Genomic DNA, 18,647 nt, shown 5'->3' on the forward strand with positions numbered 1-18,647 from the left:
AAAAGTTGCAGAGCGACTCCCAAAAACAAATCAGAATATTTAATCAATGGAGCTCGACAAAGGTTATAAATAAAAGCTATAAGGTATATCTACCTTTGGGTAGTTTTATAAATTTCCCAATAGCTGTATTTTTCGCTGTTTAATTAGCTTCATGCCCCAACTTGTCTTGATTCACCCGCAAATCCCCCCAAATACTGGCAATATCGCCCGCACTTGCGCTGCCACAGGCACGGAACTGCATTTAGTCGGCCCGCTGGGGTTTGAAATTAGCGATCGCTACCTGAAACGGGCCGGCTTAGATTACTGGCCCTACGTCAACCTCCACTGCCACGAAGACTTAGCGGCTTTTCTGGCCTATCGGCAGCAGCGCGGGGGACGATCGATCGGATTCAGCACTGGCGGGCGATGCAATTACGCGCAATTCCAATTTCAGCCCAGCGACTGGCTGATGTTTGGCTCGGAAACTGTAGGCATTCCCCAATTCGTGTTGGATGCCTGCGACGCCACAGTTTTTATTCCTATGAGCCAGCCTGGAGTCAGGAGTTTGAACCTCTCGGTCAGCGCCGCTGTGGGTTTATTTGAGGCTAAACGACAGTTGGGCGAACTGGGATAAATCATTATCAACACATAAACATATAGATATTTAATAGCTGCTGCAGGCTGCCAAATCTGGTTTTAAATATAAGAAATTTGTATCTAAGGGGTGAAAATCTAGATAGCAGACATTAATATATTTTATTCATTCAAAAACAGATTGTTATCAGCAACACCAAATTACTCCCAAGATGATTCAGCAACAAAAACCGAGAATTTTAGCGATTTAGGGCGTGAGCGAGTACCAGCTTGGGTCTGAACACTATATCTAGTAAATATACGGTTGTAGGTTGTCCGGAAATTAGCCTAAAGTCTGATAATAGGTGAGAGTTCAGAGCCTTACCGGAACGAAGATTTTATGTATTCGTTCCAGCTATTGCGGTGTAAGGCTTGTGGGGTTAATTGCAGCAGGTTTGACCGAGAATTTTAAAATTTCTGACGGTTTGAGCTTGTCTAAATTAAAAAAGCAAGGTAATCTGGCCTAAGCATGATAGCTGTCAACAATCAGAATATTTTTGGTTGTTGATTTAAACTCAGCGTCATGCGATCCCCTTGAGTGTTTCCAAGGACAGTTAGCGCTTCTCAGTAGGAGGTCGTTTTTTTGAAACGAACATATCCCCAAATTAAGCCTGTTCAGGCTAGTGAAATCGACAGAGACGGTTCTGCGGAACCATCCAAACAGACAACGCTCAGCACAGGCAGAGTTCGCTCTCTCGCCACGATCGGGCTGGCAATATCGGTAGGTGCTTCTGGCATTCTGCTACCGAGAAATGGAGACAGCGCTCGCGCGTCTGAACTCGCACCGACATCAGAATCCACCGCTGAAGTACAGCCAGTCTCGGCCAACGGGCCCGCTACCTCCGCACAAGTTGACGGTTCCAGGGCCGAACAGCCCGGATCACCTTCTGACCGGGTGGCGGTTAAGGTGCAGCAGGGGCAAAGCCTTTGGGAGCTTTCTCGGGATTATGAAGTTGAACCGTCGGCACTAGCAACTGCCAACGACATCAAACCCGATACCATACTCCAAGTTGGCCAACAGCTCAGAATTCCGACTGCGACGGAAGCCACACCACAACAGAACGCAGGCTATAGCACATCGGCTGGGCTAGAGCACGCAGCGACGGTCAATCCAGAACAAGAGTTAAATCTGACTGGCTCCGAGCCATTGGATAGTGCAGCCATGACAGCGCTGCCATCAACCGCAGCGACCCCGCTGGTCACGGCGGTACCGGAACAAAGTTCGATCGACATCCCGAATGCAGACGGGGCGATCGACAGTTTGAAAAAACAGGAAAACCGCACCACAGAATCGGGTCGAACCCTGTTAGGGTCTGAGGCGGGAGCAAATTTATCTACACCTGAGGCATTTTTACCCGAGTCAGCACCGACGCAGACCTTTCCCGGATATGCAACTGGGACAACTATTCCTGACCTCGATGCCACACCTGTAATTCCCAATTCCGGGGGAGGTCAAGCAGCATCACCCGATCGAGCATTCGAGTCAATTGAACCGTCTTTGGCAACACCCAGTGTGCCCTCGGCTGTGCTAGTCCCCCCTGCGGGAAGTACCGCCGCGCCGGCTGAAGTCCTATACAGCGTGCGTCCGGGAGATACGGTAGATGCGATCGCCAAAGGTCACGGCGTATCGCCCAAAGATCTGATCTCCGTCAACAAGCTGGGCAACCCCAACTTGCTGAATGTCAATCAACGGCTCAAAATTCCCCAAGTTGGGTTTAAAAATCCAGGGGTGGAGGCTGCAGCATCTTATTCTGCCTCCAACTCTACATCTGTCTGGGCGGCGAGTTCGGTTCCCGCATCTTTGAACCCCAGCTCGTCTACCTCGGAAATAGCCGGTGCTGGCGTTGCAGCACCCGCACCCACAGTGCCTGTTGTCTCTCCCCTGGAGAACCTGGAAGGTCTGAACAATATTTCAGCGCCCATGGTTCCCCAAATTAACAGCATTCCGCTGACTCAAGTTTCCCAAACCATTAGCGATCCACGGAAGCTGGATCTCCAAGGCGAACCAACATTTACAGGTGCAGTTGACACCAGTGCCCTGCCTGGACCAGCCCGTGAAAATGCTACCGCTATCGCTACGGGAGCATACCCGCAGCCGATCGGCTTCGTGGCAAATACTAGCGCCCAGGCTTCAAATGCCGATCCAACTAGCGCTTTACCAGACTCGAATTCGGAGGCTCTCCCCACCGCAGACGCTCTCAACCCTTATTCCGAACGCTTGAGGGCAGAAGTGGTCAGGCTGCGAGAAGAATATCGTGCCTCGCGCAATTCGATCGGCTCCAATGCGGTGTCCCTAGCTCCAACTGACGGGCCATCGGTCAACCCGTCTGAGGATATGCCAAGTGTCAATCCATATCTCTACACCCCCGACTATACTGAGGCGGTGCAGAATGAAATCAGCAGACCGCCATCGAGAGCCTGGTCTGAGCATGTTCAGAAGCAGCAGCAAGAGCGTTTAGACCCCTCTCGCGCCGCGGAACTGCAACCGATAAACCTGACGCCGACCTCTGCTGGGCAGCGGCCTGTGGTAGCAACTGCTCCTTTGGGAGCCGACGGTTACGATCCCCTAAGCAACCCGTCTTTGGGACGGATGGTTTCTCCAGAACTGCCTCCGCTTTCGAGCCCTGATACTTATCTGCCTAACGGCAAACAACAGTCGGCTAACGGGTTTATTTGGCCGTCGAAGGGTGTTCTTACTTCTGGCTACGGCTGGCGGTGGGGACGGATGCACAAAGGAATTGATATTGCAGGGCCGATCGGCACGCCAATTGTGGCAGCATCAGACGGGGTGGTTACCTATGCTCAGTGGAACGACGGCGGCTACGGGTATCTGGTGGAAATTACCCATCCTGACGGCACTGAGACTGTCTATGCGCACAACAGCCGGATTTTGGTGCAAAAGGGTCAGAAAGTTGCTCAAGGAGAACAGATTTCCGAAATGGGCAGCACGGGCTTCAGTACCGGGCCTCACTTGCACTTTGAAATTCATCCCGCCGGACAGGGTGCTATCAACCCAATGGCTTTTCTGCCAGACGATGCGTCCAGCGCTTCTCGGTAACGACTGGTCGGAAGTTATGGGTTTTGAATGATTATCAAAACTCATAACTTTTACTGGAAGTTATGAGAAATAATGTTGTGTGAAAAGAAGACATAGCTAGCCCTACCGTGCTACGATAGTAAATCGTGAAGTAAATTTGGCTCAGTGGCGCAGTGGTTAGCGCAGGGGACTCATAAGCCCAAGGTCGCAGGTTCAAATCCCGCCTGAGCCATTATTAAATCAAAAAAAATACGCTCTCAAAATTGAGAGCGTATTTTTTTTGATTTATCCAGAAGATACTTGTAGTCGTTATGAGTATGATATATTTGTAACAGTTCGTAAAAAAGGAAACAAAATCTATGACCAGTGAATGCCTCCGGGTTGGTCAAGCTGCACCCGATTTCGCAGCAACAGCCGTAGTGGATCAGGAATTCAAGACTGTTAAACTGTCAGACTATAAAGGCAAAAAGTATGTAGTCCTGTTCTTCTACCCCTTGGACTTCACCTTTGTGTGCCCGACTGAGATTACAGCATTTAGCGATCGCTTCGAGGACTTCAAGAAAATCGATACCGAAATCCTCGGCGTATCCGTTGACAGCGAATTCTCTCACCTCGCTTGGATACAAACAGACCGCAAATCAGGCGGTGTCGGCGACCTCAACTATCCCTTAGTTGCTGACCTCAAAAAAACAATTAGTTCAGACTACAACGTCCTCGACCCTGAAGCAGGCGTTGCCCTCAGAGGTCTGTTCATCATCGACAAAGAAGGCATCATCCAACACTCTACTATTAACAATCTTGCCTTTGGCCGCAACGTGGATGAAACTCTCCGTACTCTGCAAGCTATCCAACACGTCCAGTCTCACCCCGATGAAGTTTGTCCCGCCGGGTGGCAGCCCGGTGACAAGACTATGACTCCCGATCCGGTCAAGTCTAAGGTATTCTTTGCTGCAGTTTAAGCACATTATAGGTGTAGGGACACGGCACGGTCGTGTCCCTACCCGCAGGGAAATTCATTTAACTGGATTTTTAATTAGCAATTAGCAATTACCAAATTAGGAAATATGCTGACTTCTACTAATTTTAGCGGCTTGTTAAATCAGCGATTTTTCCAAAATTTATTGCCTGTTCCGGCGACTAATGTTCTGAACCTGGGGCAGATGACGCCAGATTTTGAATTGCCGGATATTAATAATGGAAAATTGGTACGGCTGTCGAATTATCGCGGCGATAAGCCGGTAATTTTGGCTTTTACGCGGATTTTTACTGAAAAGCAATATTGCCCTTTCTGTTTTCCTCACATTAAAGCTTTGAATGAAAACTGGGAAAAATTTGCCGATCGCAATATAGAATTATTGATGGTGGCCAGTACCGACGATCGCCAAAGCCAAATTGTGGTTAGAGATTTAGGCTTGAAAATGCCTCTGCTTTCTGATCCAGGCTGTAAAGTGTTTCGGGCTTATCAAGTCGGTCAGGCTTTAGGTGCTCCTTTGCCTGCTCAGTTTGTTTTGGATGCAGATGGAAAACTCCTCTTCAAACATTTGTTTTCTTTCATAGACCACAATGCTAGTGTGGACACTTTATTGAAATATGTCGATCGGTAAGGACACCGCTACTGTGTCCTAATTAAGAGTTTTTCACCGCTGATGTACGCTGGTTTAGGCCCATCAGCGGGATTTTTTCATAGGTTGACACTGGCTGCAAGCGACCTTTAGTTATAAATACTTATTGTGCCAATTTCGATGGCGGAATGTTGCCATGTTCGCTCGACATTAATCTAGGCTATAGCTTGAAGGTACTTAGTACAAGTTTAAGCCAATGTCGTCTCCCAAAGATCGAACGAGCAAAATTGAATTGAGCGTCTTAGCGTCGCATCCTGAGTTGTTGACAGGTTTAGAAGCGTGGCTGCGTCTAGGTTTGCTTTCGCCCGCTGAGGTTGAGGAATGGTGCCGCCAGTATTTAGTCTGCCCACTCACAGAGCCCGCTGTAGACCTTTCTGAAATTGAGGAGTCGCGAGATCCTTTTGCCGAGCCAAAAATACCTGCCTTATCAATGCAAAAAGCAGTACCTAGCAGCAGAGAAAGCATTGCTAGGCCCACAGAAACTACTCAAACCCCTAATTTTATCGCTCAAATTTTGCACTCGCTAATGGCAGAAATTAGCGTGGTGTGGCTGTTGTTTTTAGGAGTGTTCATGGTAGTTGTCTCCTCTGGAGTCTTAGCTGCCAGTCAGTGGGAAAGATTTCCGGCCGCCGGACAATATGGAGTTTTATTAGCTTATACTTTAACCTTTTGGGCGATTAGCAGTTGGGCCAACAGACAGGTTAATTTGCACTTGACTGCTCAAACTTTGCAAGAAGTGACACTGTTGCTAGTGCCGATCAATTTTTGGGCAATGGATACTTTTGGATTGTGGGGGTATCCTTGGGATTGGGTGGTAGCAATCGCAGCGGCACTTATTTTGACTTGGATAACTGCCCGGATTATCAAAGATCAATATCAAAGCTGTTCTGGAAAAAACATCACTCGTTCGATCGCCCTAAATCACTTGGGATTGAGTTATTTGCACTGGGGGTGGGCATTTGTCGGCTTTTCCCTTACTGCGGTTTATGTGGGTACAGTGGGAACTGCTGCTATTACAGTTTATCAAGTTCAGCAACAACGATTGCAATCTATCCAACGTGGGGTAACTACTGAAACATTCCCCGCTGCTTTCAGTTTGAGCAGAGATTTTCTGACTTACAAAAAAGCGGCTTTAATAGCTTATTCGTTAGGAATTTTACTGGGTCGAGCGATATTTGTCAAAGATGTAAATATCGCTGAAATGGGTTTAGCTTTGGCGATTTGTGGCGTGCTTTTAGCATGGCTGGATTGGCAGCACCCCCTCGCATCTGAAACTATTGAAAATAATATATCCGACCAGCCAAATCCCAGCAACTTTTTTAACTGGCAATTAGCGGGAATGGGTTTGTTGGGTTTGGGGTACCTGGTTTGTTTTCGCGACATTCCGCTACAGGCGATCGCAGTTAGCGGATTGGCTGTTTGGTTTTTTTATAACCGTTTAGTGAGATTTTGGCAAGAGTTTGATTTGCTAATGCTGGAGGCGGTGGGGCTTCAGAGTATTTGGCTGTTTTGGCGAGTGCTTCCTTTAGGGATTAGAACACAAGTTGTGGCATTTTTAGCTCAGCTTACAAACTCTCAGGAAACTCCTTGGGCTTTTTGGGGTGTTCTGCTTTTGCCTTATTTAATTTTAATGGTAAGTGCAGCGCAGTGGCTCTACCGCAAACGAAGGTTTCAACTTGCCAGTTTTGGCGAAAACCTTGCTCTCGGTTTGGGGAGTGGTTTAACTATTATTAGTTTTGTCAATCCGTTTTGGCGATCGCTCAATTTATTCGTCTCTACTTTAATTCTAGGTTGGATTACTTGGAAATACGTAATTCCAGATAATTCTCGGCGAGTTTCGAGGTCGGCTTCTGCGGCTGAACAACCGGGAAATCCGGCAATTTTAATTACCATAACTCACATTATTGGTTTATGCGCGATAGCTTCTGCAATTGACTTATTTTTGCCCAACCAGCCACCCAATATTTGGTCGGCAATATTATTGATTTTTATGGCTGCTGAGTGGGTATTTTTTGTCTGGATGAAAGCGGCGACTTTCCGAGAAAATTCTGGCTTTTTCCGCTGGCATCCTGCTTGGTCCCAAAGTTCCTGGTATTTGGGCTTAGTATTAGCAGGATTCAGCTTTATCTTGTTGCAAAATTATGTGATTGCGGGTACTGCCACTCATCGCCCTCAGTGGAGTTTGCTCTGGCTGGCAACTCCTTTGGCATTGACTGGTGTTGCTAAATATACTGAGAGTCCTCACAAAAAAGTTGCCAGTACATTTAGTACAATCGCCCTAATATTTGCACAATTTATAATTTTTATTTTTCCGGGGTTTCGGTTAATTGGTTTGGGCTTGGCAGCCGGATTAATGTTGGTTAATACTTACTATTTAGTCGAATTGCCAGCGGCTGTAATTGAAGTGGGATTTGGCTTGAGTTTCGTAGCTGCAGCGATCGATCAATTAGGTTTTGTGTCTGGTTGGCTTTGGGGAATTGCCGGGGCGATCGCTCTTTTGTGTCTGTGGTTGCTTCGCAGCATAATAGTTCGTTTTTCCAACCGTTTGCCTGAGCCTTCTCAATTAGGTGAAATTTACGAGCGAGCTTTAGATGGATGGGCAATCTTACTGGCAAGCTTGCTGTTAACAACTATTACTTTTTATTCCTATGAACTCTACGCAGGCAGTAGCTTAAGTTTCCAGCCCTCTACTGAAGTTTTGGCTGCTATTTTGGTGATAATGGCTGCGATTATTTTCCGAAATTTACGCCAACTTTCCCCTCTGGCAATTTATGCCTTGGCTTGGAGTTTGGAGTTGTTGACAGCAGTGGGTTTGAGTTTTGTCGATCGCACTACGATTAATTTGGCAGTTGCTAATATCGCTCTCGGATTGTTTACTCAATTATTGGGTGATGTATGGCGGCGCCGCCACCCCGATCCAACAATTTTACCTGGCATTCATTTTATACCTTTGGTTTACGGGGTATTGGGTTTAACTTTCCGATCGCACACTTTGACGAATTGGACTGGTTTAACTGTGTTGGGGGCGTCTTTAATTGCGATCGGAATTGGTAGGCGGGAGCCAGAATTCAAACCTTTGGTTTATTTGGGATTAATTGGCTTCTCCGTTGCGGCTTACGAATCGCTACTATATCAACTTTTTCAAACACCGGGAGGAGCTTTTGGCGATGGCTTAATTGTCCTGGCAACTCTCGGCACAACTTTAACATATATCTATCGCATTTTATCTCCTTGGCTCAGCAATTATTTACATTTAACTAATGCAGAGTTAAAAATATTTGCTCACCTGCATTGGGTTTTGAGCAGTTTGCTGCTGATTTGGGCTTCTGCCGATGATATTAAGTCCGGCTTAAGTTTAGGATTAGTCACTGGTGCTTTATTAGTTCAATATGCTTTCTTGCAAGGGCGAAATAATCTCGATCGCCAATGGGCAGAAATTTGGATTTACTTGGGCTGGCTCGAAGCCTTTGGCATCCGGCTTTACTGGATCAATACACCTTTAGTTAAGTATATTTCCGGGCCGTTGGGGCCTTGGAAAGTTGCCCTCGCTTCTCTATTAGCTTATTTCATTTACATTTTGCCTTGGGACAACTGGGGTTGGTCAAAAAAACCTTGGCAGGTAATTGCTTCGCTGATTCCAATAGTTACTATTTTGGAAAGTCCGGCTAAGTTTTATCCGATTAGCTTGCTGATAGCTGCCGCGTTCTATGTTTTCCTGGCTTGGGAAAGGCAGGAAGTCCGTTTTACCTATGTGAGTGTGGCGATAATTGACTGGATATTGCTGCGATGGTTTGGGGAAATAGGATTGACTAAGCCAGAGTTTTATGTTACTCCTTTAGGACTTTCTTTACTTTACATTACTCAGTTCGATCGCACTCTGAAATTATCCGTACAAAAACCGCTGCGCCACACTCTGCGAATTCTCGCAACTGCGCTGATTTGCGGGATGCCTCTTTTGACTCAGCAAAACCACGGTTTAGTTGCGGGGGCTTTTAGTTTGGCGGCTATTGCAGCGGGTTTGGCGCTGCGAGTTCGGGCGTTTTTGTTTGTGGGAACGGGAATTTTTTTAATCAATGTTTTCTATCAGTTGGTGGTTCTGATATTCGATTATCCGCTGATTAAATGGGCGATTGGTTTGGCTTTTGGGATTGTGTTTATCTGGATTGCTGCTACTTTTGAAACGCGGCGCGATCGCATTTCTGCTTTCGTGCACCATTGGGTTGTGCAATTACAATCCTGGGATTAGATTCAGCGATTGTAAGGCGGGCAATGCCTGCCCTAGTGAAGCACTACTGTTCGATGTAGTATAATCACATTATTAGACCTGTGAACGCAGACAAAAACTCTTATATTCCCGGCATAACCAATGATCACAACTCAGTTAATCAAGCGGTTATTTACAGTAAAAGAATATCATCAGATGATTGAAGCTGGCATCTTGACCAAAGATGATAAAGTTGAATTAATTCGAGGAAAAATTGTTCAAATGGCCGCCGTCGGTAGAAGGCATACATCTCATGTCAAGCGTCTGACAGAGTTATTCTATATCCGCTTATTATCGAGAGTAACCATTGGAGTTCAAGATCCGGTAGAATTGGACGATCACTCGGAACCTGAACCGGATATTTCTTTACTGCGGCGGCGCGATGATTTTTACGAATCGGGACATCCTCAGTCTGAGGATATTTTACTAATTGTGGAAGTAGCGGATGCAACCGCTGAAACTGACAGAAATATCAAAATTCCTCTTTATGCCGAAGACAATATTGTAGAAGTTTGGCTGGTAGATATTAACGAGCAATGTGTAGTAGTTTATCGCGAACCTTCTCCATCGGGATACCAAAATATTCAAAGATTCCAGCGAGGTCAGACTTTATCTATTCTAGCTTTTCCAGATGTAGAAATTGCTGTAGATAATGTGTTGGGATAAAAGAGGCAGAACTCATACCATTTTAGCTTTTAGATATTAGATTTGAGAATTGGGAATGACTTATTATATAAGGATTTGGATATTGCCTAAAGTTGATTTTCTTAAACTGGTTTCATTTAATTAAAAACCCGGTTTCTCCGAGAAACTGGGTTTTTAATCAACAGTATTTATCCGTTGGTAGAGTGCATTAATGGCTTAATGCGAATTCTGGCAATTTCGGCTCAGATGGACCATCAGGCACTACCTTAACCTGACCGTTTTCATCCACATCTACGATCGCCTTTTGGCCGTCTTTCAGCTTCCCAGACAGCATTTCCTCAGCCAGTACATCTTCCAACAACCGCATGATTGCGCGGCGCAAAGGTCGAGCACCGTAGCTGGGATTGTAGCCTTCTGTAACTAACAAGTCCTTGAACCGGTCTGTCACCGACAAAGTAATACCCTGTTCGGTTAAGCGGCTGAAGACTTGCTGCAACATAATGTCCGCAATCTGCTTCACTTCTTCCCTGTTCAACTGGCGGAAGACGATAATCTCATCCAAGCGGTTGATAAATTCGGGACGGAAAAACTGTTTCAGTTCTTCGTTTACCAAGCTGCGAACGCGGTTGTACTGCCCGTCTGCGGCACTTTCAGCAAACTCGAAACCGAGACCGCCGCCGCCTTTTTCAATCACTCGCGAACCAATGTTTGAGGTCATGATCAGCAGTGTATTCTTAAAGTCTACTGTCCGACCTTTAGCATCCGTCAAGCGGCCGTCTTCCAAGATTTGCAGCATCATGTTGAAGACATCCGGGTGAGCTTTTTCGATTTCGTCGAACAAGATGACTGTGTAAGGACGGCGCCGGACTGCTTCTGTTAGTTGGCCGCCTTCGTCGTAGCCGACGTAACCCGGAGGCGAACCGATGAGTTTGGAAACCGTGTGGCGTTCCATGAATTCGGACATATCTAACCGAATCATGGCTTCTTCGGAACCGAAGAAATAAGTTGCCAAGGCTTTTGTAAGTTCCGTTTTGCCGACGCCTGTGGGGCCGGAAAAGATGAAACTGGCGATCGGGCGATTCGGATTTTTCAAGCCTACCCGCGCGCGGCGGATGGCCCGAGAAACTGCGGTGACAGCTTCTTCTTGACCGATCAAGCGCTGGTGCAGCGTGTCTTCCATGTGCAGCAGCAATTCCGATTCGGATTCTGTCAGCTTGCTGACTGGTACTCCCGTCCAATTAGCCACGATGTGGGCGATGTCTTCTTCGGTGACGATGGGAGAAGTTTTGAGTTGGCTTTTGTTGATCGTCGCTTCGGCGATTTCGGCTTCAATTTCTAATTCGCGATCGCGCAATTTTCCAGCTTTGTCGAAGTCTTGCTCGCGCACTGCTGCATCTTTTTCTTTTGTTACTGCAGGCAGTTGTTTTTTGAGTTCTTTAACTTCGGGCGGGGTTTGCGAATTCATCACGCGGACGCGGGAACCTGCTTCGTCAATTAAGTCGATCGCCTTGTCTGGCAAAAACCGATCGTTAATGTATCTGTCTGAGAGTGTAGCCGCTGCTTCTAAAGCTGCGTCGGAAATTGTCAGTCTGTGATGCTGTTCATAAGCCGATCGCAACCCGTACAATATTTCTATTGTTTCAGCCACGCTCGGTTCACCGACTTTGATCGGTTGGAAGCGGCGTTCTAAGGCAGCGTCGCGCTCGATGTGCTTGCGGTATTCGTCTAAGGTAGTTGCGCCGACACACTGCAATTCGCCTCTAGCAAGGGCGGGTTTGAGCATATTGGAGGCGTCCATGCTGCCTTGAATTGCGCCTGCACCTACTAAGGTGTGAATTTCATCGATTACCAGAATGATGTTGCCCGCAGCACGAATTTCGGCCATGATTTTCGTCAGCCGTTCTTCAAATTCGCCTCGGAACTTTGTACCAGCAATCAGCGAACCCATATCGAGGCTGATTACTTGTTTGTCTTCTAAAATTTCCGGGACGTTTCTATTAACAATCCGCTGGGCTAAGCCTTCGGCGAGGGCTGTTTTGCCGACTCCCGGTTCGCCTACTAACACTGGATTGTTCTTCGTGCGGCGGCCGAGCACTTGGATCACGCGCTCGATTTCATTTTCGCGGCCCACAACGGGATCGAGTTTGCCTGCTGCGGCTAACTTGGTCAGGTTTGTGCCGAATTCTTCTAAAGTCGGGATTTTGCGATCGCCGCTATCTCCCTTACCTCCGGGTACCGCCGCGACTTCTCCCACGGCACGAATTACCTGGGTGCGGACTCTCTGGCGATCGATCCCCAAGTTTTGCAGCACCTTCGCCGCCACCCCTTCATCGTCCTGAATCAGCCCTAGCAGGATGTGCTCGGTGCCGATGTAATTGTGGCCTAACTGCCGCGCTTCGTTCAGCGCCGTCTCAAAAATGCGTTTGACGCGGGGCGTAAAAGGAATTTCCGGCGGGAGGAACCCGGAACCTCTACCGATGATATTTTCGATTTCATTGCGCGCCTCTTTCAAGTTGAGGCCCATATCCAGTAATACTTTTGCAGCGATGCCAGTGCCTTCGCCGACGAGTCCCAGAAGAATTTGCTCGGTGCCTACAAAATTGTGGCCGAGGCGCCGCGCTTCCTCTTGGGCTAGCATGATTGCTTTAATGGCTTGTTCTGTAAAGCGTTCAAACATATTTTTTCTATCCTACTGTCTTGGCGAGGGCTGTATCGCTGCTGGTGAGGAGCGATTTGGAACACTACACAAATTATAGATGTAAATTTTTGTGTATTTCCTTCTTTAACAATGTATCTTGCTAAAGGGGTAGGGACAGTGGGGAGAGCCGAATAGTAGGGGTGTGGTTGCCGTCCGCCACCAACGACTATTAATTGAGAATAATAGTAGCAAAATGGCTTGATTCCATGAATACTATCATTTTATCTCTAAATAGATTCTTGTCCGAGTAAATAAAGCTTGATTTTTGTTGGCCTAAGTACATGGTTGAATTAAGCATATAACAGTTGCCATGTCAAGACTTTTGACTGTTGAGGGTGGTCGTGCCGTCAGCCAACAGCCAACAGTCAACAGCGAATAGCGACTAGAATCAGATATATTTTCAACTCTGAGCAGAACTCGATGCAATTTCTCTCGCAATACCAAATCCACTCTACTCTCCACGAAGGTATCGAAACAATTATTTATCGAGGAAAAATCCCCACCCAGCAGGAGACAACTGTACTCAAAATCCTGAAAGCTGAATATCCCACCCTCGATGCAATTACCCGGATCAAGCACGAGTATCGCATTCGCCAACATTTAGACCATCCGGGCCTAGTTAAAGTAATTAGCCTAGAAACCTTTGACAACCGTCTCGGCTTGCTTTTAGAAGACTTTAATGGCGAATCTCTCGATCGCCTGATGTCCCGACAAAAGCTCGAAGTCATCACCTGTTTGAGGTTTGGTATTCAACTCATAAAAACCTTAGAATATCTGCACCTTCAAAAAATTATTCATAAAGACATTAAGCCTAGCAATATCATCATCAACAGCCAAACAGGAATTATTAAACTGACCGATTTCGGGATTGCTTCGCGATTGTCTAAAGAAAACCCCCAAATTAATAATACTAACTCGCTAGTCGGTACTTTTGCTTATATGTCTCCCGAACAAACCGGGAGAATGAACCGCACCCTCGACTACCGCACAGACTTTTATTCTCTCGGAATCACTTTATATGAAATGCTGACAGGTCAGTTGCCATTTATGAGCAACGACCCGTTAGAGATAGTTTACAGTCACATAGCTTCTCAAGCAATTTTACCGCATCAAATTAATTCAGACATTCCACCACCCCTTTCACAAATTTTGATGAAATTGATGGCAAAAAATGCCGAAAGTAGATATCAAACAGCAGGCGGATTGTTAGCCGATTTAGAAATTTGTTTACATCAGTTAGAAACTACAGGCAAGATAGTCGATTTTACGCCGGGAAACTTAGATATATTGAGTCAGTTGTTGATTCCTCAAAAATTGTACGGACGGGAAACACAAGTCAGCGAACTATTGGCAGCATTTGAACGTGTAGCTAATCCTTGTGAGGAAATTTCTTCCCCTTCCCAAATTGAACTGATCCTAGTTTCTGGTTATTCAGGTATAGGCAAATCGGCCGTAGTCAGCGAAATTCAAAAACCCATCACCAGACAGCGGGGCTATTTTATTTCAGGTAAATTTGACCAATTCAAGCGGAATATACCTTACGCATCTTTAATTCAAGCTTTTCAATCTTTGATCCAGCAGTTACTTGCGGAAAATAACGAAAAATTACAAGATTGGCAACATCAACTTTTAGCCGCACTAGGCGATGCCGGACAAGTAATTATTGACGTGATTCCCGAACTAGAATTGGTAATTGGCAAACAGCCTGCCGTTGCGGAACTTGCCCCCACAGAAGCACAAAACCGCTTTAACAGGCTATTCAAAGAATTTATCCACGTATTCGCGCAAAAAGAGCATCCATTAGTCATATTTATCGATGACTTGCAGTGGTCAGATTCAGCGACCTTGAAATTAATGGAATTGCTAGCGACTGACCCCGATAGCAAATATTTACTATTAATTGGAGCCTATCGAGACCATGAAGTTAGCTCTACACATCCTTTAATGCAAACAGTAGAGTGCCTTCAAGCCACGGGGAGTATTCTCAACAATTTAGTGCTGGAACCTCTTTCTTTAGCCCAGGTGACTGAGTTAATTTCTGAGACATTGAATGACTCAGAAAGAATTCAACCTTTAGCGGAGTTAATTTGGAATAAGACTGGTGGGAATCCTTTTTTCTTGACGCAATTGCTCAACACTCTTTATCAAGAAAAACTTTTGAGATTTGATTTTACCCGGCTGCTGTCTCCCGGAAGAAGAGGGGAGTGGCAGTGGAACATTGAGGAGATTCACGCTATTGGCATCACAGATAAGAGTGTAGTTGAACTGGTAGCCAGTCGGATTCAACAATTGCCAGAGACTACACAACAAGTTTTGAAATTAGCCGCTTGTGTTGGGGACAAATTCACTTTAGATGTTCTCTCTACTGTCAACGCAAAATCTCCGTCAGTCACTGCGACTGAACTCTGGGATGCTTTGCAAGCGGGGTTAATACTTCCATTGAATGAGAGTTACCTCATTCCTTTATTTTTAGATGGAGAAGCAGGAGCTAATTTAACTTTCGATTCTTCGCGAATCAGCTATAATTTCTTGCACGATCGCGTCCAGCAAGCTGCATATTCGCTGATTCCTGAGGATGAAAAGAAAGCTACTCATCTTAGCATAGGTAAATTGCTACTTGAAAATACGCCATCTGATAAAGTAGAAGAGAAAATTTTTGATATTATCAACCAGTTGAATGTAGGAATGGATTGTCTGAGCCTGCAATCAGAAAAAGATGAATTAGCCGGATTAAATTTAATTGCTGGACATAAGGCAAAAGCAGCTAATGCTTACGAACCCGCTGTTAAGTATTTGAATGCGGGAATGTCGTTATTAGCACCTGATAGCTGGGAGCGCAACTATAGCATGACGCTGCGCTTGTATGTAGAGACGCTGGAAGCGGAATATTTAAACACCAACTTTGAGCAAGCAGAAGTTTTGGCAGAAGTGGTTTTGCGATCGGCGAAACACCAGCTTGACATAGTGAAAGTGTATCAGCTAAAAATCCTATTTTATCAGGCTCAAAGCCAGATGCTAAAAGCTGTTGAAACAGGTCTAGAAGTGCTGGAAATGCTGGGAGTAAACCTATTAGATAACAAAACCATTGCCGTGCCAAAATTGCCGCGAATTGAGGAATTAGAAAACCTGCCAGTTATGACAGATCCTTATCAACTGGCAGCTATGGAAATCCTGACAGCCCTCTATCCTCCTGCTTATATTGCCAAACCAGAAATTGTGTCCTCCCTCGTCTTGACTATGGTCAATCTTTGTATCGATCGCGGTCATTCAGCATTAGCTACTTTTCCCTATACTCTTTATGGAATGATTCTGTGCGGCACCGAAGGCGACATCGAAGCTGGCTACTACGCTGGACTAATTGCTTTAAAGCTGCTAGAACAATTTAATGCTAGCCAACAGAAAGCTAAGGTTTATGTAATGTTTAATGGTCATATAAGAATCTGGAAAGAGTCTACTAAAAATACACTTGCTTCCTTTCTCGAAGGAAGGAATTTTGGTTTGGAAAGTGGTGACTTAGAATGGGCAATTTATAATTCTAAGCACTATATTACCAATTTGTTTTGGGTGGGAGAACCCCTAGAATATGTCAAAGAGAAACAAAGCATTTATATGGAATTTTTGGTAAAAAATAAACACGAATTTGCCATAGGTTATGCTAAAATTTGGCAAATAATTGCTTCAAGCTTAATAAGCGAAACAGCAGAGCAAGTACGATTAGTTAGCGCCAGGTTGGATGAACCTGCTGTGATATCGCGTTGGCAGAAAGAAAATAATCGAATGTCGCTGTTTGCAGCTTATGTTGCTAAATTGATGCTGCTTTATTTATTGAAAGATTATGCTGCGGCTGTTGCCCGCGGTAAATTAGCGGCAGAATATGCAGATGGGGCGATCGGCTTAATCACTGTTGGGGTACACAATTTCTACTATTCGCTCGCTCTCCTCGCTCACTATCCTGACAGTGAAAATCAAGAAGCATACCTAGCTATTGTTAACTCTAATCAACAAATTATGAAAAAGTGGGCTTACCATGCACCCATGAATTATCAGCACAAGTACGAGTTAGTTGAAGCTGAGAAAGCTCGACTTTTCAGCGATAAACTTGCAGCCATGGATTATTATGACTTAGCTATTAAAGGAGCGGCGGCTAACGGTTACATCCAAGAAGAAGCATTAGCTTATGAGTTAGCTGGAGAGTTTTATCAATCTTTGGATAAAGACATAATTGCTCGATCTTATTTGACAAAAGCTTATTATGCCTACATCCGCTGGGGAGCTATAGCAAAAGTTAAATACTTAGAATCCCGTTATCCTTATTTAGTCGATCGCAATCAGGGAGCAATATCTAAAAATGTTGATCTTATGACTGCTACCACTACTGTTGACAATAGCTTGATGCTGGATTTACCAACTGTTGTCAAAGCATCTCAAGCTGTTTCGAGCGAAATTATCCTCAGCCGTTTGCTAGAGAAACTTGTACAGCTTGTAAAGGAAAATGCAGGCGCTCAAAAAGTATTATTTCTTGCCAAAACAGGTAATCAATTATTCATAGAAGCTGGACTTACAGGTCAGTTTAATGATGTAACCCTGTTACAATCTCTCCCGATTGCCGAATCCGAGATGCTCCCAATTTCATTGATTAACTATGTAGAAAGAACCCAAAAATACTTAGTTTTAGATGATGCTACCCGATCCGAGCAATTCCAATTTGACCCTTATATTGCCGCCACTCAACCCCTATCTATCCTGGTATTGCCAATTATCCATCAAGGCAACCTTACGGGAATTTTTTATTTAGAAAATAATTTAACAAAAGGTGCTTTTACTAGCGACAGGGTAGAAATTTTGGGAATCCTGTGTGCACAAGCAGCTATTTCTCTAGAAAATGCTCGTTTTTATACTATTCTGGAAACGCGAGTAGCCCAAAGAACTGAGAATTTGCATACTGCACTGGAAGAACTTCGCCACACTCAAGTGCAGCTAATTCAAAGTGAAAAAATGTCCAGTTTAGGTCAAGTGGTCGGTGGAATTGCTCACGAAATTAATAACCCGATTAACTTTATTTATGGAAATTTATATTACACCAATGAATACGCTGAAAACTTACTAAATCTCCTACGTTTATACCAAAATAATTACCCAAATCCCGTACCAGAAATAGTAAATGAAATACAGCAAATAGATTTAGATTTTTTAATGAATGATTTCACTAAAATGATAGATTCAATGAGGGTGGGTGCTGCGAGGGTTCGCGATATTGTGCTGTCGCTGCGAAACTTTTCTCGGTTAGATGAATCTGATAGAAAATGGGTTAATCTTCACGAAGGTATCGACAGCACGTTGATGATTTTGGATCACAAATTAATTGATATTCAAGTGATAAAAGAGTACGGCAATTTGCCTTTAGTGAACTGCTATCCGGGAGAAGTTAATCAGGTATTTATGAATGTCCTGACCAATGCGATTGATGCTTTTTGTCACGAAAGAGGGAGTGAAGTTGACTGGAAACAGACTCCGACAATTCAGATTTGCACTGAAGTCGCGGAAGGCAATCAAGTAGCGATTCGCATTGCTGATAATGGTGTGGGGATGAATTCGGAGGTGCTCGGTAAAATATTCGATCCGTTTTTTACTACTAAACCGATAGGTAAGGGGACTGGTTTGGGATTGTCTATCAGTTATCAAATCGTGGTAGAACAGCATGGAGGAAAGTTAATTTGCAAGTCGGAACATGGAGAGGGCAGCGAGTTTACAATACTGCTGCCGTATTGA

Annotated in this window: 8 protein-coding genes and 1 tRNA gene; 8 read left to right on the forward strand and 1 reads right to left on the reverse strand. The window is 45.1% G+C overall.

The features are described 5' to 3' along the window. Window positions 1-151 precede the first annotated feature (151 nt). The 7 genes from QUA45_RS15605 (at window position 152) to QUA45_RS15635 (ending at window position 10,201) form a co-directional block, all read left to right on the forward strand. Window positions 152-613: a tRNA (cytidine(34)-2'-O)-methyltransferase gene (locus tag QUA45_RS15605; protein WP_333068971.1), complete on the forward strand. Its 462-nt coding sequence runs from the start codon at window positions 152-154 to the stop codon at window positions 611-613. Window positions 614-1,195: 582 nt separating this feature from the next. Next, a complete protein-coding gene (locus QUA45_RS15610) occupies window positions 1,196-3,670 on the forward strand; it encodes a peptidoglycan DD-metalloendopeptidase family protein (RefSeq protein ID WP_333221454.1) in 2,475 nt (824 codons plus the stop codon). 138 nt (window positions 3,671-3,808) lie between these two features. After that, window positions 3,809-3,881: transfer RNA gene (locus QUA45_RS15615), tRNA-Met, on the forward strand. Window positions 3,882-4,008: 127 nt separating this feature from the next. Continuing rightward, window positions 4,009-4,608: a peroxiredoxin gene (locus tag QUA45_RS15620; RefSeq protein ID WP_190663488.1), complete on the forward strand. Its 600-nt coding sequence runs from the start codon at window positions 4,009-4,011 to the stop codon at window positions 4,606-4,608. A 105-nt stretch (window positions 4,609-4,713) separates the two neighbouring features. After that, the gene (locus tag QUA45_RS15625; RefSeq protein ID WP_333097542.1) at window positions 4,714-5,253 is read left to right on the forward strand and encodes a redoxin domain-containing protein; all 540 of its coding nucleotides are present in this window, start codon (window positions 4,714-4,716) and stop codon (window positions 5,251-5,253) included. Between the two features lie 214 nt (window positions 5,254-5,467). Further along, window positions 5,468-9,517, forward strand: coding sequence for a hypothetical protein (locus tag QUA45_RS15630; RefSeq protein ID WP_333221456.1), 4,050 nt, complete (start codon window positions 5,468-5,470; stop codon window positions 9,515-9,517). Window positions 9,518-9,637: 120 nt separating this feature from the next. Next, window positions 9,638-10,201, forward strand: coding sequence for a Uma2 family endonuclease (locus QUA45_RS15635; RefSeq protein WP_333221457.1), 564 nt, complete (start codon window positions 9,638-9,640; stop codon window positions 10,199-10,201). 187 nt (window positions 10,202-10,388) lie between these two features. Here the strand turns inward: QUA45_RS15635 and QUA45_RS15640 are convergent, their stop codons facing one another. Further along, a complete protein-coding gene (locus QUA45_RS15640; protein ID WP_333221458.1) occupies window positions 10,389-12,857 on the reverse strand; it encodes an ATP-dependent Clp protease ATP-binding subunit in 2,469 nt (822 codons plus the stop codon). Between the two features lie 441 nt (window positions 12,858-13,298). On the opposite strand from QUA45_RS15640, the gene QUA45_RS15645 reads away from it, so the two are divergent. Then, complete coding sequence (locus tag QUA45_RS15645) at window positions 13,299-18,647, forward strand: AAA family ATPase (RefSeq protein WP_333221460.1); 5,349 nt, start codon at window positions 13,299-13,301, stop codon at window positions 18,645-18,647.

Source organism: Microcoleus sp. Pol12A5, from assembly GCF_036701435.1.
Lineage (GTDB): Bacteria > Cyanobacteriota > Cyanobacteriia > Cyanobacteriales > Microcoleaceae > Microcoleus.

Excerpts from the sequence above, each read along its gene's own strand:
- QUA45_RS15605 (WP_333068971.1), top strand. The coding sequence starts at position 152 with ATGCCCCAACTTGTCTTGATTCACCCGCAAATCCCCCCAAATACTGGC.
- QUA45_RS15620 (WP_190663488.1), top strand. The coding sequence starts at position 4,009 with ATGACCAGTGAATGCCTCCGGGTTGGTCAAGCTGCACCCGATTTCGCA.
- QUA45_RS15625 (WP_333097542.1), top strand. The coding sequence starts at position 4,714 with ATGCTGACTTCTACTAATTTTAGCGGCTTGTTAAATCAGCGATTTTTC.
- QUA45_RS15630 (WP_333221456.1), top strand. The coding sequence starts at position 5,468 with ATGTCGTCTCCCAAAGATCGAACGAGCAAAATTGAATTGAGCGTCTTA.
- QUA45_RS15635 (WP_333221457.1), top strand. The coding sequence starts at position 9,638 with ATGATCACAACTCAGTTAATCAAGCGGTTATTTACAGTAAAAGAATAT.
- QUA45_RS15640 (WP_333221458.1), bottom strand. The coding sequence starts at position 12,857 with ATGTTTGAACGCTTTACAGAACAAGCCATTAAAGCAATCATGCTAGCC.
- QUA45_RS15645 (WP_333221460.1), top strand. The coding sequence starts at position 13,299 with ATGCAATTTCTCTCGCAATACCAAATCCACTCTACTCTCCACGAAGGT.